Genomic DNA, 19596 nt, shown 5'->3' with positions numbered 1-19596 from the left:
CATGACCCTGCGGGTCGACCTGTTCTTCTCGTTCCGCAGTCCCTACAGCTACCTCGCGCTGCCGAAGACGTTGAACATGGTCGCCGACTTCGATGTCGCGGTTACTTTGCGGCCAGTCTATCCGCTCGCGGTGCGCGTGCCCGGCTTCTTCAAGAAGACCAATCCGCAATTCGCCCGCTATGTCGTGCTCGATTCCAGCCGCGTCGCCAAACATGAGAACATACCGTTCCGCTTTCCGCGTCCGGACCCGATCGTCCAGGACATGACGACGCTCGACGTCGCCGAACACCAGCCCTACATCCACCGCCTGACCCGGCTCGGCGCCGCCGCCCAACTTGAGGGACGGTCGCTGGCCTTCACCGCCGCGATCAGCCGCGTGCTGTGGGACGGCTCGGTGCAGGGCTGGAACGAGGGCGATCATCTGGCGCAGGCGGCGGCTGCCGCCGGCTTCGATCTCGCCGCGATGGATGTCGCCGTCGCGGCCGATCCCGATCACTATGAAGCGGTCATCAAGGGCAACGAGGACGCGCATGCCGCGTCCGGCCATTGGGGCGTGCCAACCTTCGTGTTCGAGAACGAACCGTTCTTCGGTCAGGATCGCATCGACCTGCTGATCTGGCGCATGGAGAGCAAGGGCCTGACGCGCCGCAAGGCATAGACGGAGGTCACGCCACGCTCTTCTCGGATGTTTCGGCCACGATCTTCTCGGAAGCCTCTTCGTTCGTGCACCAATTTCCGTGACAGCGCTTGAGGTCGTTCAGGTTCTGCCGCATCTGGTCGAGTGAGAAGCCAAGCGCGAAGAACCGCTCCATGGCATCGACCGGGAGGCCCCGCGTCAGGCCTTCGCTGCGCACCGCGGCGACCTCCGCGCTATAGGCCTGCAGCGCCGCATCGACCGGCGCCATATCGGCCGGGCCGCTGCCGGCACGCAGCGCCGTCGCGACCGACATCATATAGGTGACGATCGCCTTGCTGACGTCGGCGAGCGGCCGCGCCAGCCTGGTCTGGATTTCCGCCGGCAGCGGCACGACCGAGGCCCGCCCGATCATGACGACGTCATGCCGCAGCCGCTGGATGGTCCGCAGCAACGGACCCGTATCCGGCCCCGACGACAGGTGCATCGAGCGCTCGCGCTCGGCTTCCATGCCCGTGGCGTGCAGGTTGGTCACCGCCGTGCCGATGCCGTCCTGGATCCGGTGCAGCGCATCGTTGTCGAGACCGCGGGTCAGGCCGGCGAGCAATTCGGCGAACGCCGCCGAGAGCAGTTCCAGCAGCTTCGACGCATTGACCCTGATCTGGCTGACCGCGCGCGACGGCAGCACAAGGAACGAGATCACGAGGCCGGTGAGCGCGCCGACCGTGACTTCGAGGACTCGGTCGATCGCGGAGTCCAGCGGGTTGGAGTGATGCATCGTCGGCAGCAGCAGTACGATCACCGCCGTCACCGTCGCCGAGTTCAGGCTCGGATTGAGCGCGGCGATGAAGGCCAGCGGCACGATCGCCAGCACCAGCAGCGCCAGCAAACTGCCCTCGCCGGAATGCGGGATCAAGACCGCGATCGCGCCGCCATAGATGGCGCCGCCGATGGTGCCGAGCATGTAGTCGCGGGTCGCCTTCAGGGAGCGGCCGACGCTCATTTGCGTCACGATCAGCGAGGTCAGCACCGCCCAGAGCGGCAGCATGAGGTGCAGCGCCAGCGCGATGGCATAGGCCGCCACGCCGGCGGACGCGATCCGGACCGCCAGCGCCAGTTGCGTCTTGCGGCTCCAGAGCTGGTCGAACATGCGTTTTGCGAAGGTCCTCATGCACCGTGATCCGGAATCAATGGAATGGCCTGTGTTAAAGGACGTCGAACATGGCTGCTGCCCGCGGCGGCAAGGTGGCTTGAAAGGCCAAACCCGCCCGCCTACCCTGCGCCGCAAAGATTGAGGAAACACGATGGCTCACGAAACCGCAACGCTCGCCGCCTATGTCGCCGACCTGAAATTTTCCGACATCCCGCCGGAGGTGCTGGAGCGCGCCAAGGTCCTGACGCTGGATTTCCTCGGCAGCACCATCCGCGCCCGTCGCGATGCGGAATCGACGCCCTCGCTGATGAAGATGCTGGAAGCGCTGGCGCTCGACGGCAAGGGCGAGGCCACCGTGTTCGGCGACAGCAAGACCTGGACGCCGGCGGTGGCGGCGCTGCTCAACGGCGCGCTCGGACATTCGCTCGATTTCGACGACACCCATGCCGATTCCTCGCTGCATCCGAGCGCCCCGGTGGTGCCCGCCGCGTTCGCGGTCGGCGAGATGGTCGGCGCCTCCGGCCGCGACGTGCTGACCGCGATCGTCGCCGGCTATGAAGTGTGCTGCCGGCTCGGCAACGCGCTCGACCCGACCTCGCATTACGCGCGCGGCTTCCACCCGACCGCGACTGCCGGCACCTATGGCGCCGCCGCGGCCGCAGCCAAGCTGTTCGGTCTGTCGAAGGAACAGATCATCTCCGCGTTCGGCGTCTCCGGCAGCCAGGCCGCGGGCTCGCTGCAATTCCTGGTCAACGGCGCCTGGAACAAGCGCTACCAGGTCGGCGCCGCCGCAATGAACGGCGTGATTGCGGCGACCCTTGCGCGCAACGACTTCATCGGTTCGAGCGACTCGGTCGAGGGCAAGCATGGACTTCTGGTCGGCTATACCAATGACCCGCATCCGGACAAGGCGGTGGCCGGCCTCGGCACCACCTACGAGACATTGAAGATCGGCGTGAAGCCCTATCCGAGCTGCCGCTATACTCACGCTGCGATCGACGCGCTGATCGCGATGCGTCGCGAGCACAATCTGACCCCGGACCAGATCAGGAAGGTCGAGATCGGCCTGCACCGCAACGGCATCACCCTGACCGGCGACGCCGCCACCAAGCGCCACCCGACCTCGGTGGTCGGCGGCCAGTTCTCGATGTTCTTCACCGGCGCGATCGCGCTCGACCAGGGCCATTTCGGCTGGGACGATTACGACCGGCTCGGCGACAAGGCGATCGACGCGCTCGCCGACAAGTTCGACGTGGTGCAGGACGACCGCCTCGAAGTCGGCCGTACCCATCCGTTCGGCGCCCGCGTCTCGATCACGACCGATGACGGCACCCATGAGCGCCTCTACGCCGACCCCTCCGGCGAGCCGACCTCGTTCCCCAACGCGCAGGCGATGCAGCAGAAGTTTTTGACCTTGGCCCGCCCGGTGCTCGACAAGCGCGCCGACCAGCTCGCCGACGCGATCATGACCCTGGAGCGGTTCGACCGCGTGGAGCAGGCGACGCAGCTGGGACGGCAATAGGCGGGACGACACTTCCTCCTTGTCATTCCGGGGCGTGCGAAGCACGAACCCGGGAATGACAAGGATGAGATTCGGATTGTCCTGGCATCACGGAAGGCAGGATGTTGTACGCCTGCGGCTGACGCCTCCCGCTCAATTTCCTCTCGCAAGCTTCGCCTGGTGTGACGTCGCCGTCACCACATCGCGGACCAGATCGAACACCCCGTCCGCTTCGAGCGGCATGTTCGGCGAGCGGCCGAGCCGGACGATCACGAGCCGCTGCGACGGCACGACAATGACATACTGCCCGATCGTGCCCTTGGCGAGGAACGCATCGCGCGGCCAGCCGTGGTCGACGCGATAGCGGGCGCCGTAGCTGTCGCCGAGATTGGTCCAGAAGCCGGCGCCATAGCCGACCCAGGCGTGCGGCGTCGGCGATGCCGCATATTTCACCCAGCCTTCGGGCAGGATGCGCTTGCCGCCAGCCACGCCGTCATCGAGATAGAGCTGGCCGAACCTCGCCCAGTCGCGCGCACTCGCCAGCATTTCGCCCGATCCTTTCGGCGTGCCCGCCGCATCGAACTCCAGCACCACGTTGCGCATGCCGAGCGGATCGAACAATTCGCGATGCGCGAACCGCATCACGTCGGCGGCATGGCCGCCCGTCGCGTTGCGGATCAGCTGTGCGAGGATGACGTAATTGCCGTCGTGATAATTCCACGCCGCGCCCGGTGGTGTCTCGAGCGGAATGCTCTCGGCATAGCTGGCCATATCCGATTCCACGTATTTCATCCGGTTGACCGGCTCGAGCGCGGACATCAGCGAAGCCTGCAGCGAGCTGCCGAGCGCAAGCCCCGCGGTGTGGCGCAGCAGTTGATCGACCGTGATCGCGTGTCTCGGATCATGCGGATCCTGCCAGGCCGCGATCGGGACGGGCCGATCGACCGTCAATTTGCCGTCGCGCACCAGGATTCCGATCAGGGCCGAGATCACCGATTTGGTCGCGGAGAAGCCGAGCAGCGGCGTCTCGGTGCCGATGCCGTCGGCGTAACGCTCGGCGACGATGCGGCCGTCCTTCATCACCACGACCGCGCGGGTGTGGCGGAACGGCGGCTCGGCCGGTTCGGCGAAGGCGCGATCGAGCGCGGCGGCGAGCTGCGGGCTCTGCGGCGCGACGATGCCGGGGCCGGCGATTTCGGGCAGCAACGCGGCCTGCGGCTGCACCGGCGGCAGCGCGACGTCGGCCAGCGCCGCGTCATGGTCGAGCGTGCAGCCGAGCCCCTCGCGATAGACCGCATGGCTGCGGCCGAGCCCGAACAGCGTCACCGAGACGTCCTTGCGCTGGCGGTCGACCTGGTAATCCATCGCCCAGGTGATCAGGCCCACCCCCGGCATCGCCTCGGTGGTCTCGGCCAAATCACGCCTTGGATCGAGGCCACTGACGAAGGTTTCGGAGCAGAGGGTGTTGGCGAGAAATCCGGTTGCCACTTTGGGTACGTCGCGGGCGCGGACGGCGGACCAGCCCAGCGCGCCGAGGGCGGTGCTGGCAGCGAGGATGAGAGTGAGCTTGCGACGGGTCACGGGGGTCCTCCGGCATGTGAGAATGTGTGGCGGGAGGAAGTGGGAACGGGCGCGGAAAGGCTCGCCGGATTTGCAAATCGGGCTAGCCGGGAATTGGAGGCAGCTCGCCGATTCTGGAATTGTCTAGTGATTACAGCGGCATTCTCGCGCTACGCCCCTTCGTGAGGTGAGCAGGAAGGTTGGGCTGCCTCCCCCCTTGTGGGGGAGGGTTGGGGAGAGGGGCCCCGGGCGCGACGGTCGATGGGAGCAGCGTCGGTGCAGGATCGCCCGTACGTCATCGCAAGGCAGTTTAAGAGACCACCCGTATGGTACCCCTCTCCCTAACCCTCCCCCGCAAGGGGGGAGGGAACCCTTCCGCCGGTGTGTCCCTCACGACGGAATAGAGCGATCACGCCGCCGTCGCCTTCAGCTTCCGGTACTCCGTCGGCGTCACGCCTGTCGTCGCCTTGAAGGCGCGGTTGAAGGGTCCGAGGGACTGGAAGCCGGCGTCCATCGCGATGGTGATGACGGGGACTTCGGCCTGGGCGGGATCGGCGAGGGCCGCCTTGGCCTCCTCGATGCGGTGGTTGTTGAGGAAGACGTTGAAATTGCGATAGCCGAGCCGCTGGTTGATCAGCCGCCGCAATCGGTATTCGGGAATCTTCAGCCGGGTCGCCAGCGTACCGATGGTGACGTTGTCCTGGCGATAGATCCGCTCGTCCGCCATCAGGCGCATCAGGGCACTGACCAGCTTCTGGTCGGCTATCTCCTCGATCGCGGCCGGCGGCGCATTGGCGACGACCGGCTCGACCGGCGCGGCGAACAGATCGGCGCCATCGACACGCATCATTGCCCAGGTGATACCCGCGACGATGGCCGCGAGCACACCCGCGTTGAGCAGATTGGCCCACTCCACGGTCACGCGGCTGCCGGCATACGCAATCTGCAGCAGCGCGTTCATTCCGCCATACAGCGCAGAGGCCACGACGATGAAGACACGGACGCGGCGGCGGCGCTCGACCAGATCCGCCGACCACGATCCGATGGTCTGCGTCACGGCAAGCACGATGAAGACGACCGTCAGCAGATTGACCGTGGTGATCGCCGCTTGCGCGTGGCCGCTCGGCGCGATCCACATGCAATTGACGAAGCTGAACGCGACCACCGCGGCCCAGATCAGACCGTGCCACCAGCGCAGGACGAAGGCGTCATCGAACAGCGCGCGGGTGAACAGCCAGAACACCACGATGTCGCCGGTCGAAATCGCGATCAGCGGCGCGTGCCAGATCGAGATGGGCTCCCCGGCGCCGATCGACGCGGTCACCGCATGCGCAGCCGTGCCGAGCGCGAAGGCGATCACGAGCCGCCCCGCCAGCACGTTGCGGAAATCCGCGAACATCGAGACCGCAAGCACCAGCAGCAGCGTCACCGCGGCGGCGCGCAGGCAGAGTTCGGTTGCGGCCAATGTCATCGGTCGAAAGGATCTCCGGGTCAGCCGAACAATCGTCGCTCAGGCGGCGTTTTTCAAGCCGGATCGCGGCGCCAGCGCAGGCGCGTCGTGACCCAGATATCGACGACATCGCCCTCGAGCTTGCCCGGCCCCTCATTGTCAGCGCCGAGCCGCCGCGCCACTGCCTGGGACGCGAAATTGGCCGGATCGATGCAGTGGATGATGCGGTCGAGCGTGAAATTGTCGAACACAAAGTCGATCGCGGCGCGCGCCGCCTCCACCGCATAGCCCCGGCCGCGAAACTCCCTCGCGATGCCCCAGCCGACCTCGAAGCCCGGCCATTCAGGCGGACAATACGGCCCGACGCGGCCGATGTAACGGCCGGAGGATTTCTCTTCGACCGCGAACATGCCGAAGCCATGCAGCGCCCAATGGCCCGAGATCACGGCGGCGTTGCGCCAGCCCTTCAGCTCCGACGTGACAGGCTGATGATCCGGCGTGATGAAGCGCGCCGTCTCGGTATCGGACAGCATCCGGGTGTTGTCAGCAATATCGGATGCACGCCATGGCCGCAGGATGAGACGCGCGGTCTCGATCACGGGACCATCGACACGCAGTAGTCTTGCGCCCGGCTTGATCAGAGAAACCATCATCGCCTCCGGTTTCCAAGAATACGCTGTTATCACGCGCACAGAGTCGCCAAAAGTACTTCGTCGTCCCTGCGAAAGCAGGGACCCATAACCACCGATTTCAGTTGTTGCTCGGGGCTGGGGCCGCAGCTTTCGTAGCATAAGCATTTGTGGTTATGGGTCCCGGCTCGCGCTTCGCTTGGCCGGGACGACGAACGGAGTATGATCGGAATGAAGCACAAAGGAGTTTTGCGATGAGCTGGCAGCCCTCGACCGATCCCGAACTCGGCGATCCCCAAACCTGCGACGCGCTGGATCTGATCATCGTGCCGCGCACCCGCGATCTCGGCGACGGCTTTGCGGTGCGCCGCGCGCTGCCGCACGGCAAGCGGCAGATGGTCGGGCCGTTCATCTTCTTCGACCATTTCGGCCCGGTGCAGTATCTCGCCGGCAAGGGCATGGACGTGCGGCCGCATCCGCATATCGGGCTCGCCACCGTCACCTATCTGTTCGACGGCAGCATCATGCATCGCGACAGCGAGGGCAACATCCAGGAGATCCAGCCCGGCGCCATGAACCTGATGACCGCGGGCCGCGGCATCGCGCATTCCGAGCGTACCCCCGACGTGCAGCGCCGCGACGGCCAGAAGATGCTAGGCTTGCAGAGCTGGATTGCGCTGCCGGCCGGAAAGGAAGAGATCGCGCCGTCGTTCCAGCATTACGGCGCGGGCGACCTACCGATGATCTCCGAGCGCGACTTCACCGCGCGCATCATCGCCGGCTCGGCCTTCGGCATCAGCTCGCCGGTCAGCATGGTCTCGCCCTGGTTCTATACCGAAGTGACCGCGCAGGCGGGCAACAGCGTGCCGCTCGACCCCGACCATGAGGAGCGCGCGATCTACATCGTCGACGGCGAGGTCGAGATCGCCGGCGATCGCCATGAGGGGCCGCGGCTGCTGATCTTCCGGCCCGGCGACCGCATCACCGTGAAGACGCTGCGGCCAACCCGCATGATGTTCCTCGGCGGCGACGCGCTGGAAGGACCGCGCCACATCTGGTGGAATTTCGTCTCGTCCTCGAAGGAGCGGATCGAACAGGCCAAACAGGACTGGAAAACCGGCCGTTTCGCCCAGGTTCCGCAGGAACACGAGTTCATTCCACTGCCGGAGTGAGCTATTTCCTGTGATATCCCTTGATATCCTTGGCAGCCCGCACGCCGCGTGCGGGCGCCTTGCTTTCGAAAGATCACGCCCATGACCGCGATGCTGACAAGCGATTTGCCCCTGCCCCGGATCGGCCGTGGCAAGGTGCGCGACATCTACGCCGTCGGCGACGATCGCGTGCTGCTGCTCACCACCGACCGCATCTCGGCGTTCGACGTGGTGATGGCGGAAACCATTCCGATGAAGGGCGCGGTGCTGACCCAGATCAGCGCCTGGTGGTTCCGGCAGCTCGAAGGTACCGTGCCGCATCACATGATCAGCGCCGATGCCGACGAGATCATCCGCGCGGTGCCCGAGCTGAAGAACCATCGCGCCGACATCCTCGGGCGCGCGATGCTGTGCAAGCGCACCACGGTGTTCCCGATCGAATGCGTGATCCGCGGCTACATCTCCGGCTCGGCGTGGAAGGAATACGCGACCGCGGGTACCCTCGCCGGCGAGAAGCTGCCGGCTGGCCTGGTCGAAAGCCAGAAGCTCGAGCCGGCGATCTTCAGCCCGGCGACCAAGGCCGAGGCCGGCCATGACGAGAACATCACGGTTGCGCGGGTACGCGAGATCGTGGGCGCCGACGTCGCCGCGACGCTGGAGAAGATGGCGCGCGATGTCTATGGCTACGGCGAGCAGACCAGCCGCGCCCGCGGCATCATCATCGCGGATACGAAATTCGAATTCGGCCGCGACAAAGACGGCCGCATCATCCTGATCGACGAGGTGATGACGCCGGACTCCTCGCGATTCTGGGCCGTCGATGCCTACAAGGTAGGCCAGCCGCAGCCGAGCTTCGACAAGCAGCCGCTGCGCGACTACCTCGACGTCGAGCGCCGCGCCGGCCGCTGGAACGGCGACGCCCCGGCGCCGCCGCTGCCGGAAAGCGTGGTCGATGCGACGAGCAAGCGGTATTTGGAAGCGTATCGCCGCGTCACTGGGACCGAGCTGAAGATTTAGCGCGGCTCCCCCCATCACCGTCACCCTGACAGCTTGTGAAGCTTTCGGGTTTTGCCTTTTACGTCTGTAGGTCGGGTGGGTTTGGTTTTTTGCGCAGCTGCGGCCGGGTGGCCGATGTGGTGTTTAAGCGCTGTAGAGCCGATGCCCTTGTAAGACGTTGTTGGTGAGGGCGAACCAGAGCGCGACGGCACGGACCTTTTCAAGGCCGCGTACGGTGAGTTGCCGCAGGCCCCAGTTGCGCCATCGAGCGTGGATGCACTCGCAGATCGATCGGAGCTTGTACTGGGCCTTGCCCGGCTCGCTTGCCATCCGTGCCCGCCAAGCCAACACGCCCGGGCCGTCGCCGCGCCGCGGCAGGTAGGGATCGGTACCGTGCTTGGATTGCGTGGGCGGACAATAGACCTCAACCCCTTGATCATGCGCCCACTCGATGTCCTCGGCACTGCCAAAGCCGCCATCAACGAGATGGCGGCCCGGAAGGCGGCCGGTCCGCGCGCGCAAGCGATCTAGCATTGGCTGCATGAGGCCGCGATCGGAACCAATATTGGTCACGTCGAGCCCGGCCACGATCTGCTCGCCGGCCGCGCTCGCCACCTGCACATTGTATCCTGGCCGGAAGCCGCCGTCGGCCATCTTCATGACGCGGGCGTCGGGGTCCGTCGTAGAGGCGCGCGGCTCCTTCGGCGTCTTGCCGTTGTTGCGCTTGTCTTCGCGCGCCTGGCGCTGCCGCTTGATCTCGGCGAGCGCGGCCTGCGCTGCCTTCAGGCGTTCGGTGCGCTCACGCGCCGCTCGCTCCTTGGCCGCCTTGATGCGCTGGTTGCTGGCATCGGAGCGCGCCTCGACCTCGCGTTTGAGCTCCGCCACGATCGTCTGCGCGGTCTCCAAATGGTGATCGAGTGTCTGTTCTCGCCGGAACGAGGCGGCCCCGGCGCTCGCCCGGATCCGCACGCCGTCCTGCGCCAGCTTGCTGAGGTCGACCAGGCCCACCTCCGCCAAGGCCGCAAGATGTTCGGCGAGCAGCCGATCGAGCAGATCGGCGCATCCGACCCGGAAGTCCGCCAGCGTATGGTAGTTCACCGAGACCCCGCCACACAGCCAGCGATAGACATCGTGGCTCTCGCACAGCCGCTCCAGGGCGCGAGCGCTTCCTACCCCGTCGCTGGTCGCATAGAGCCACAGTGCCAGCAAAAGCCGTGGCGACGTCGCCGGATGACCCGGCCTCTCGCCCCGCGCCTTGATCCGATCTTCAAGCTCGCGCAGCTCGAGCCCGTCGACATAGCACCAGATCACCCGCGCCGGATGATCTTCCCCGATCAGGCTATCGATATCCACCGCCCGCAGTTCAATCTGATCGCGCTGCGGCTCGCGCAGACGCGGCAAACCCGCTGGCGCCGCATCAGTTTGCGGCTTCGGCTGCTCCGGCAGTTCTCCAAACAGCTGGTCTTCAGCCATCTCCCGCTCTCCCGCAATTCAGCGATTGCAGGGAATCACATCCCCCATCCCTCCCGCTACATCTTTCGCCCAAGCCACAAAAATTCACACGCTCTGAGGAGCCGCGAAGCGGCGTCTCGAAGGATCGACGGCCGCGAGCCGGGCCGTGCATCCTTCGAGGCTCGCAAGCGCTCGCACCTCCAGCGACAAAGGCGAAGCCTTTGCGCGGGGATGACGGTAGAGCTACGCGAACCGCACCGACACCTTCCCGATCGCGCCGAAATCGGCCGCGAAGACGTCACCCGCGGCGATCGGCAGCGGCGGATGGCAGGTGCCTGTGGTGACGACCTCCCCTGCCCGCAACGTCAGCCCGAGCGCGCGCAATTCGTTGGCGCACCAGGCGAGCGCCACGCGGGGATCGCCGAGCACGTTCTTGCCGTGGCCGATGTAACGCTCGCCGCGCAGCGTGATGGTCGGGCGATGCTCGACGAGGTCGATGGCGCGCCAGTCGGCTGACGTCGCGGGTCCGAGCACGAACAGATGCGCGCATGCATTGTCGGCGATCAGCTGCGCCTCGCCGGCGGACGTGAAATCGGTGAAACGCGAATCCGGGATCTCGATCGCGGGATGCAACGTGCCGGCCGCCTCCAGCACTTCCCTTACGCTGTACGGCGTTGCGCGTGGCGCGAGGTCGCGTGCCATGCGGAAGGCGAATTCCGGTTCGGCGACGCGCATCTCGATGCCCTTCATCGAGGCGGTGCCGCCATCTGCGATCACCGTTTCGGCGAGGATGCGTCCGGCCAGCGGCCCGGCAACGTTGATGTGCTTCTGGCCGGCCTCGCTGGTCGCCGCGATCTTCCAGCCGAACAGTTTTTCGCGCGAGGTCTTTTCCAGCCCGGCCTGCACCGCGTAACCCTCGGCGCGATCGCGCGGCCGCATGGCGCTATCGAGTGCACCGAGTTTCGTTCCCGCGCGCCAGTGCTCGCTCAGGACGTTCGAGGCAGCGGCGATCTGGTTGTTGTCGGGCATGTTGTTCGCTCCCGCGGGAATTATTCTTTGTTGCACGCGATCTCAGCACAAACGCATCGCGCTTGTCGCGTGGGAAAACCGATGCCCAGCTATCTACTCTATGATGATCTTTGTCTTTGGCGACATCCGCCGCAACAGCCGCAGCATCGACGCTTTCGTCATCGAGACGCAGCCTGCGGTCGGTCCGAAATTCGGCCGCGCCAGATGCAGGAACACGGCGCTGCCGCGGCCGGCGACGCGCGGTGCGGCGTTGTGGTCGATCTCGACGATGAAGTCGTAGAGATGATCCTCGCGGGTCAGCCGGTCACCGCCCTGTTCGCGGTCGAGCCGGATCGGCCGGTTGTAATGGCGGTCGGCGGGATTCTCGCACCAGGCATCCTCGCGGCGGATCGGCCGGGTCGGCAGCAAGGTCACCGGACGCCGGTGGCGGTCGGCGCGCCACCAGAGTTGCCGCGGATGGAAGATGCCGCGCGGCGTGCCGCCGTCGCCCTCGCGCTTGTTGGCGAGGATTCCGCCGCGCCCGAGTGCCACGGGAACGGTCCAGCCATCGGCCGTCAGCCAGCCGCGGCGCGGATCGCCGGCGGCGGCGCGGACCTCGATGGCGGAGAGCGGGCGATCACGTTTCATTGTCGGATAAGTGATTGAAATGGCTGATCTTCCCTTAAGAATCGTTCCAAACTGAACTTGCCCTGGTTGGCCCTGTTATTCTATTCCCCGGCATTACAGGACATTCACGTCCTGCCCCGCCGGATTTGAGGTAGACTGCGCTGCCTTGTGAATCGGTAACAATCGCCTACCTGAGCACATACCTAGCCGATGCTACGGCCTTAAGCGCCCTCCGCTTCTGACCGCCCCGCCCCCGAAGGATTGTACCTATGGCCAATGCCCGCAAGATCTTGATCGTGGATGACGATACCGATCTGCGCGATACGCTGGTCGAGCAGCTGTCCCTGCACGAGGAATTCGAAGCCTCCGCAGTCGATACCGGCGCCAAGGGCGCCACTGCCGCCAAAGCCAATTCCCCCGATCTGGTCCTGATGGATGTCGGCCTGCCCGACACCGACGGCCGCGAAGTGGTCCGCAGCCTGCGCAAGGGCGGCTTCAAGGCGCCGATCATCATGCTGACCGGCCACGACACCGATTCCGACACCATCCTCGGCCTGGAGAGCGGCGCCAACGACTATGTGGCCAAGCCGTTCCGCTTCGCGGTGCTGCTGGCCCGCATCCGGGCGCAGCTGCGCCAGCACGAGGCCAGTGAAGACGCGGTGTTCTCGGTCGGCCCCTATTCATTCCGGCCCGGCTCGAAGATGCTCACCGGTGCCAATGCCAGGAAGGTGCGGTTGACCGAGAAGGAAACCGCGATCTTGCGCTTCCTCTATCGTGCCGGCCAGATGCCGGTGTCGCGCGAGACCCTGCTCCAGGAAGTCTGGGGCTACAATTCCGGTGTCACCACCCACACGCTCGAAACCCACATCTACCGCCTCCGCCAGAAGATCGAGAAGGACGCCGCCAACCCGGAAATCCTGGTCACGGAAGCCGGTGGCTACAAGCTGGTGCCGTGATACGCTTCGCGCTCAACGATTCGTGAAATCGAGGCGCACCGCGGTTACCGGCCCTGAATGTCGATCGATGATGACGTAGCCCTGCTCGAGCGGGTCCCGACGATGCGTCTGTTGGGCGATAGCTCCTTGCGCATGCTGGCGATCGGCTCCGAGCAACGCGACTTCAACGCAGGCGAGGTGCTGTTCAAGACAGGCGACACTGCGGACGCCGGCTATGTCGTGCAGCGCGGCACCTTCCGCGTCGAGGAAGGCGGCGCCGAGATCATCGCCGGCCCCGGCGCGCTGATCGGCGAACTCGCATTGATCGTCGCGATGAAGCGGCCGTCGACCGCCATCGCATTGGAGCGCGGCTCGGTGATCCGTGTCGCGCGCAGCCTGTTCCAGCGCGTGCTGGAGAGCGACCCCGCCGCTGCTCGCCGCCTGCGCGACGAACTCGCGCTGCGCACCAGCCAGCTCGCGAGCGATATCCTGATCGCGGGCGGCAAGTTGAGCACTTGAGCTGCCGAGATTTGGCCGACAGCCGCGCCGCTTACTCCACCTCTCCCCTTGTGGGAGAGGTCGGATTGCATCGTGAGATGCAATCCGGGTGAGGGGTGAGGTCTGTCCACCAGTGCAGTCCCTCGAGGGACCGCGACCCCTCACCCGGATCACATTACGCTTCGCTTCATGCGATCCGGCCTCTCCCACAAGGGGAGAGGCGAGGTGAAGCAAGCGGCTACGCTGCCGTCTAAACCTCCATCACGGCCGTCACCGGCACATGATCCGACGGCCGCTCCCAGCTGCGGGCGTCGCGGGTGATCTTGAAGTCGCTGACCTGGTCCTTCAGCGCGCGCGAGACCCAGATGTGGTCGAGCCGGCGGCCGCGGTCGCCGACGGTCCAGTCCGCGGAGCGATAGCTCCACCAAGTGTAGACCTTTTCCGACATCGGGATCCGCTCGCGCGCGATGTCGAACCATTCGCCATGCGCCTGCGCCGCGAGCAGCTTCTCGGTCTCGATCGGGGTGTGCGAGACCACCTTCAACAGCTGCCTGTGCGACCACACGTCGTTCTCGTGCGGCGCGACGTTGAGGTCGCCGACCAGGATGTGGCGGTCGTCGCCGCGCGGATGCAGCGGTTCGCAGCTCTTCATCTCGTCGAGGAATTGCAGCTTGTGCTCGAACTTCGGATTGAGCGCGGGATCTGGAATGTCGCCGCCGGCCGGCACGTAGAAATTATGCAGCACCAGCGGCTTCGAAAGCTGCGCTTTTTCCCCGAACGATACCGAGATGTGCCGCGAGTCGATCTTGTCGCAGAACGTCCGGATGTCGGTCGTCTCGAACGGCAGGCGCGAGACGATGGCGACGCCGTGATAGCCCTTCTGCCCGTTCAGCGCGACATGCTCATAGCCGAGCCGCTTGAAGCGCTTCAACGGAAACGCATCGTCGATGCATTTGGTCTCCTGCAGGCACAGCACATCCGGCCGCGCGCTCTTCAGGAATTTGGCGACGATGTCGATGCGCAGGCGCACCGAATTGATGTTCCAGGTGGTGACGGAGAACCGCATGAGAGCTGCGTCTTAGCACGGTTCTCGGTGCGGGTCGGTGCTTTGTCCACAATGTCGTAGGCGTAGGATGGGGAGAGCGAAGCGAAACCCATCATCCTCCCGCGCGGACCGAAGTTGATGGGTTTCGCTGCGCTCTACCCATCCTACGCCATCTCGATTAGCCCGGCGACGAGCCCGGATAGGTCGTGAAGTCGATCTTGAACAGGCCCGGATCGGGCTTCTGCGTGGCATCGAGATTGTAGACCGCAACCGTGGTGTCGTAGCCCTGCGGATCGGTGACGGTCCATTGCTTGAGCTTGCCGTCCTTGGCGCCGATCATCAGCAGGAAGCGGCTGGTACCGACCAGCGCCTGCTTCTCCTCGATCGTGATGCTGACGAACACGTCGTCGGCGGTGACGCTGACGACGTTGGTGTCCTTCATCAGGTCGATGCGGTCCGACAGCAGATAGCGCAGCGGGGTCTGCGACAGCGGATAGATATCCTGGGTGGCCAGCCTGCGGTCGCGCACCGCGACCGACGAGCCGTCGGCGATCACTTCGATGGTGCTCGGATTTTCGTATTCGAAACGCAGCTTGCCGGGCTTCTGGATGTAGAAATCGCCCTTGGTCTTGGTGCCGTCGGGGCCGACCTGGACGAAGTTTCCAACCAGCGTCTGCAGCGACGACAGATAGGCCGAGACCTTGGCAGCCTGTGCCTTCTGGTTGGCGTCAAAGGTCTGGAAGATGTTGGCGGGCACGTTGCGGCGCGGATCGGGAATCACCGGGTCCGGCGGTGCCTGGGTGGCGCCCGTCGTGGTCGGGCCCTTGTCGGCATTGCTCTGCGCGCCGGGGTCCTTGGCTTTCGGTGCAGCCTTCGGTGCGGGTTTTGGCGTAGCCGGCGCATTCTGCGCAGTCGCGCCGCCGGCGATCGCGGCGGTGACGAGAAGAGCCAGCGCAATGCGCGTGCCGCGGTCAATGAGGTGATTTGCCATCAGATATGTCAGGTCTCTGTTCGACGCTCGTCCCGCTTCGCCGGATTTTATCCCGCCTCTTCCGAGGGAGATATGGTTTTTCCGTGATGATCGCCCCCGATCAGAACTGGCCTTCTTCCTCCCCGACCAGGATTTCGCGCTTTCCGGCGTGATTCGCCGGGCCCACGATGCCCTCAAGTTCCATCCGCTCCATCAGCGAGGCGGCGCGGTTATAGCCGATCTGCAACCGGCGCTGGATGTAGGAGGTCGACGCCTTGCGGTCGCGCTTGACGATCGCAACCGCCTGCGTGAACAGGTCGCCGCCGCCGTCGCCGCCCATGCCGGTGGCGTCGAACACGGCGCCGTCCTCGTCGGTCGGCTCTTCCGCGGTGACCGCTTCGAGATATTCCGGAGCGCCCTGCGTCTTCAGATGACGCACCACCTTCTCGACTTCCTCGTCCGATGCGAACGGGCCGTGCACGCGGCTGATGCGGCCGCCGCCCGCCATGTAGAGCATGTCGCCCTGGCCGAGCAACTGCTCGGCGCCCATCTCGCCGAGGATGGTGCGGCTGTCGATCTTCGACGTCACCTGGAAGGCGATGCGGGTCGGGAAGTTCGCCTTGATCGTGCCGGTGATGACGTCGACCGAGGGACGCTGTGTGGCGAGGATCACATGCAGGCCCGCGGCGCGCGCCATCTGCGCGAGGCGCTGCACGGCGCCTTCGATGTCCTTGCCGGCGACCATCATCAGGTCGGCCATCTCGTCGACGATGATGACGATGTAGGGCAGCGGCTCGAGGTCGAGCTTCTCTTCCTCGTAGATCGCCTTGCCGCTCTCCTTGTCGAAGCCGGTGTGCACGGTGCGCGTCAGCTCTTCGCCCTTGCCCTTGGCTTCGACGAGGCGCGCATTGTAGCCGTCGATGTTGCGGACGCCGAGCTTGGCCATCCGCTTGTAGCGCTCTTCCATCTCGCGCACGGCCCATTTCAGGGCGACAACCGCCTTCTTCGGGTCGGTGACGACAGGCGTCAGCAGATGCGGGATGCCGTCATAGACCGAAAGTTCGAGCATCTTCGGATCGACCATGATCAGGCGGCACTGATCCGGCCGCAGCCGGTAGACCAGGCTCAGGATCATGGTGTTGATCGCGACCGATTTGCCGGAGCCGGTGGTGCCGGCGATCAGCATGTGCGGCGTGCGCGCGAGGTCGATGATGACGGGATCGCCGCCGATGGTCTTGCCGAGGCACAGCGGCAGCTTGGCAACCGAATCGACGCTTTCCTTGGCGACCAGCAGCTCGCGCAGGTAGACCTTCTCGCGATGCGCGTTCGGCAGCTCGATGCCGATCGCATTGCGGCCGGCGACCACGGCAACGCGGGCCGACAGCGCGCTCATCGAGCGCGCGATGTCGTCGGACAGGCCGATCACGCGCGATGACTTGATGCCGGGCGCGGGCTCCAGCTCGTACAGCGTGACGACCGGGCCCGGATTGGCCTTGACGATCTCGCCGCGCACGCCGAAATCCTGCAGCACGCCTTCCAGCGCGCGCGAATTGTTTTCCAGCTCGGCCTTGCTCAGCGGCTGGCGATCGCTCGCCTTCGGCGCGCTGAGCACCGAGACCGACGGCAGCTCGAACTTGTCGGAATTCCTCTTCTTCGGCTTCGGCTCGGCCTTCTTGCGCGGCGCGCGGGCGACGGGAGTTTCCTCCTCCTCGTCCTCTGCTTCCTCGTCGTCGAAAGCCTCGGCTTCGTCTTCGTCCTCGTCGTGATCGTCATGCGCGGGCGCGATCGAGGGCGCCGCGCGGCCGCCGCCGATATTGGGCTCCTGGCGCTCGAACGCCGCGCTGCGGCCCTGCGATCCGCTCGACACCAGTGATTTATAGGCTGTCGTGAACAGCCAGCCGAGCCGCGCTTTCGCGCTCATCGCCGCGTGGAACAGCCAGCCCAGCGAGACCGAGCTGCGGTCGTTGTCGTCTTCCTCGACGAACGGCTCGTCATCGTCGGAGATCGGCGTCAGCTCGTCGTCCTGCTCCTTGGCGCCCCAGCCGCAGGCAAACAGGAAGCACGCCGCCATCGCGACAAACAGGATCAGGCCGAGCACGACACGGTAGATGAAGCCGGGCGGCCCGAACACCACGGCAGGCGCGCGCAGCAAGGCATCGCCGACCACGCCGCCGAGCCCGGTCGGCAGCGGCCACGCTGTGTTGTGCGGCCAGCAGCTGGCAAAGCCCGCCGCGATCACCGTGCACAGGATCCAGCAGCCGAGCCGCAGCGCCTCGCGGTCGAACGGACGATGCGTCAGCATCCGCCAGCCCCACACCGCGACCGGCAGCAGCAGCATGATCGCGCCGAGCCCGAGGATCTGCATCAACAGGTCGGCGCCGATCGCGCCGGGATAGCCGAGCACGTTGCGGATCGCGCGCGAGGTGGCGTGGCTCAGCGACGGGTCCTGCACCGACCAGGTCATCAGCGCGGCGGTGATCGCGCCCGACAGCGCGATCAGGCCCAGCCCGGTCAGTTCGCGCAGCCGCCGCGCCAGCGCCTCGCGCAGCGAGAGCGGCAGGTGGCCGACCAGGGGGATGACACGTTCGATCGCTGGCATACTCAATCTTCGCGCTTGGCGATTAACCCAGGGTTTCGACCAGGCGATGCATCGCCTCGGCCGTCGATTCACTATCGGAGACCAGCGCGAGGCGGATATAGCCCGCACCCGGATTGGAACCGTCGTTCTGCTCGCGCGCCAGATAGCTGCCGGGGATCACGCGAACGCCGGCGTCGCGATACAGCCTCACCGTCGTCGCCTCGTCACCGCCGCGATCGGAGACGTCGAGCCAGACGCAGAAGCCGCCGGCGGGCCGCTTGTAGCCGTAGCGGCTGCCGAGGATCTGGTCGGCAAGATCGAACTTGATGCGATAGAGCCTGCGGTTCTCCTCGACATGCGCCTCGTCGCCATAGGCGGCGACCGCGACATGCTGCAGCGGCACCGGCACCTGCGGCGCGGCGACATTGCGCAGCTCGAGGAAGGCGGCCATGAACTTGCGATCGCCGGCCGCGAAACCGACGCGCATGCCCGGCAGGTTCGAGCGCTTCGACAGCGATTGGAACGCAACCACGTTGGTGAAGTCGGGTCCGGCGCATTCCAGCATGCTGCCCGGGGCTTCGCGGGTGTAGATCTCCGAATAGCACTCGTCGCTCAGGATCATGAAGCCATGGCGATCGGCGAGCTGCTTCAGCCGCGTGAAGTAGGCGCGCGAGGCCACCGAGCCCTGCGGATTGGCCGGCGAGGCAAGGAAGAACGCCACGGTCCGCGCCAGCGTCGCCTCGTCGATCGAATCAAGGTCGGGCAGGAAGCCGTTGCTGAGCGTGGTCGGCAGATAGATCTGCTCGCAGCCGGCGGCGCGGGCGCCGGCGCCATAGGCCGGATAGAACGGGTTCGGCATCAGGACCGCGGGCCGGCCCTTGCGCGGCGCGACGTAACGCGCGGCCGTGATCGCAGCGAAGAACAGCCCCTCGCGGCTGCCGTTCAGCACCATGACCTCGCTCTCCGGATCGACCGGGCGCGGCAATTGGAACCGGCTTCCCAGCCAGGTTGCGACCGCGCGGCGGAACGGCTCGATGCCCTTGGCCATCGGGTAGCGTCCGAACTCGGCGGTGTGCCTTGCCAGCACCGGGCCGACGAAATCAGGCACCGGGTGCTGCGGCTCGCCGACCGACAGCGTAATCAATGGCTTAGCCGGTTGGTACGGCGCCAGGAGCTCGGTGGTGCGCACGAATGGGGAACGCTCGGCCTGGCCGGCGGATGCGACATCGCCGGCGCCCTGCGCCATGCCGGATGAGGCGGTCATTGCCATGGTTGAAATGCCAGCACTTTCACTGCGGTCGGAGTTGAGGGGCGCCGACCGTAAACCGATCAAGTCACCATAGATAGGGCGAGGTTAAGACGCGATTAACCATCGGGGGTGGGCGCGGCCGGCCGCGCCGTGATATCAG

17 protein-coding genes are annotated in these 19596 nt (G+C 65.8%); 6 read left to right on the top strand and 11 right to left on the bottom strand.

Features of this window, described 5'->3' with window-relative positions; genetic code table 11:
- Position 1: 1 nt before the first annotated feature.
- Complete coding sequence (locus tag JQ507_34290) at positions 2-658, top strand: DsbA family protein (protein QRI69845.1); 657 nt, start codon at positions 2-4, stop codon at positions 656-658.
- Between the two features lie 7 nt (positions 659-665).
- Here the strand turns inward: JQ507_34290 and JQ507_34285 are convergent, their stop codons facing one another.
- On the bottom strand, positions 666-1805 hold the full coding sequence (locus JQ507_34285) for an FUSC family protein (GenBank protein QRI69844.1): 1140 nt from the start codon (positions 1803-1805) through the stop codon (positions 666-668).
- Between the two features lie 133 nt (positions 1806-1938).
- On the opposite strand from JQ507_34285, the gene JQ507_34280 reads away from it, so the two are divergent.
- Positions 1939-3309, top strand: a complete 1371-nt coding sequence (locus tag JQ507_34280; protein QRI69843.1) for an MmgE/PrpD family protein — start codon at positions 1939-1941, stop codon at positions 3307-3309.
- 132 nt (positions 3310-3441) lie between these two features.
- Here the strand turns inward: JQ507_34280 and JQ507_34275 are convergent, their stop codons facing one another.
- The 3 genes from JQ507_34275 to JQ507_34265 form a co-directional block, all read right to left on the bottom strand.
- A complete protein-coding gene (locus JQ507_34275; GenBank protein QRI69842.1) occupies positions 3442-4869 on the bottom strand; it encodes a serine hydrolase in 1428 nt (475 codons plus the stop codon).
- A gap of 388 nt (positions 4870-5257) precedes the next feature.
- Positions 5258-6319 carry an AraC family transcriptional regulator gene (locus tag JQ507_34270; protein QRI69841.1) on the bottom strand — a complete coding sequence of 354 codons (1062 nt, stop codon included), beginning with the start codon at positions 6317-6319 and terminating at the stop codon, positions 5258-5260.
- Between the two features lie 53 nt (positions 6320-6372).
- Positions 6373-6948: a GNAT family N-acetyltransferase gene (locus JQ507_34265; protein QRI69840.1), complete on the bottom strand. Its 576-nt coding sequence runs from the start codon at positions 6946-6948 to the stop codon at positions 6373-6375.
- 233 nt (positions 6949-7181) lie between these two features.
- Here JQ507_34265 and JQ507_34260 point away from each other — a divergent pair, with 233 nt between their 5' ends.
- Entirely contained in the window at positions 7182-8099 is a 918-nt protein-coding gene (locus tag JQ507_34260) for a pirin family protein (protein ID QRI69839.1), read from the top strand.
- Positions 8100-8180: 81 nt separating this feature from the next.
- A complete protein-coding gene (locus tag JQ507_34255; protein ID QRI69838.1) occupies positions 8181-9095 on the top strand; it encodes a phosphoribosylaminoimidazolesuccinocarboxamide synthase in 915 nt (304 codons plus the stop codon).
- 123 nt (positions 9096-9218) lie between these two features.
- Here JQ507_34255 and JQ507_34250 read toward each other — a convergent pair whose 3' ends face one another.
- The 3 genes from JQ507_34250 to JQ507_34240 form a co-directional block, all read right to left on the bottom strand.
- A complete protein-coding gene (locus tag JQ507_34250) occupies positions 9219-10547 on the bottom strand; it encodes an IS1182 family transposase (protein ID QRI69837.1) in 1329 nt (442 codons plus the stop codon).
- Between the two features lie 222 nt (positions 10548-10769).
- The gene (locus JQ507_34245; GenBank protein ID QRI69836.1) at positions 10770-11555 is read right to left on the bottom strand and encodes a hydratase; all 786 of its coding nucleotides are present in this window, start codon (positions 11553-11555) and stop codon (positions 10770-10772) included.
- 93 nt (positions 11556-11648) lie between these two features.
- The gene (locus JQ507_34240) at positions 11649-12182 is read right to left on the bottom strand and encodes a L,D-transpeptidase family protein (GenBank protein QRI69835.1); all 534 of its coding nucleotides are present in this window, start codon (positions 12180-12182) and stop codon (positions 11649-11651) included.
- 248 nt (positions 12183-12430) lie between these two features.
- On the opposite strand from JQ507_34240, the gene JQ507_34235 reads away from it, so the two are divergent.
- Complete coding sequence (locus tag JQ507_34235; GenBank protein QRI69834.1) at positions 12431-13117, top strand: response regulator transcription factor; 687 nt, start codon at positions 12431-12433, stop codon at positions 13115-13117.
- Positions 13118-13174: 57 nt separating this feature from the next.
- Entirely contained in the window at positions 13175-13615 is a 441-nt protein-coding gene (locus tag JQ507_34230; GenBank protein ID QRI69833.1) for a cyclic nucleotide-binding domain-containing protein, read from the top strand.
- A gap of 229 nt (positions 13616-13844) precedes the next feature.
- Here the strand turns inward: JQ507_34230 and JQ507_34225 are convergent, their stop codons facing one another.
- The 4 genes from JQ507_34225 to JQ507_34210 all read right to left on the bottom strand — a co-directional run bounded on the left by JQ507_34225 (position 13845) and on the right by JQ507_34210 (position 19457).
- On the bottom strand, positions 13845-14660 hold the full coding sequence (locus JQ507_34225; GenBank protein QRI69832.1) for an exodeoxyribonuclease III: 816 nt from the start codon (positions 14658-14660) through the stop codon (positions 13845-13847).
- Between the two features lie 157 nt (positions 14661-14817).
- Entirely contained in the window at positions 14818-15630 is an 813-nt protein-coding gene (locus tag JQ507_34220; GenBank protein ID QRI69831.1) for an outer membrane lipoprotein carrier protein LolA, read from the bottom strand.
- A 100-nt stretch (positions 15631-15730) separates the two neighbouring features.
- Positions 15731-18214 (bottom strand): DNA translocase FtsK, encoded by a 2484-nt coding sequence (locus tag JQ507_34215; GenBank protein ID QRI69830.1) that lies wholly within the window; start codon positions 18212-18214, stop codon positions 15731-15733.
- A 16-nt stretch (positions 18215-18230) separates the two neighbouring features.
- Positions 18231-19457 (bottom strand): aminotransferase class I/II-fold pyridoxal phosphate-dependent enzyme, encoded by a 1227-nt coding sequence (locus tag JQ507_34210; GenBank protein QRI69829.1) that lies wholly within the window; start codon positions 19455-19457, stop codon positions 18231-18233.
- Positions 19458-19596: the final 139 nt, after the last annotated feature.

Origin of the sequence: Bradyrhizobium sp. PSBB068, assembly GCA_016839165.1 — a bacterium.
Lineage (GTDB): Bacteria > Pseudomonadota > Alphaproteobacteria > Rhizobiales > Xanthobacteraceae > Bradyrhizobium.
The sequence above is the reverse complement of the archived record's forward strand: the minus strand, read 5'-3'. Positions and strand labels throughout refer to the sequence as shown.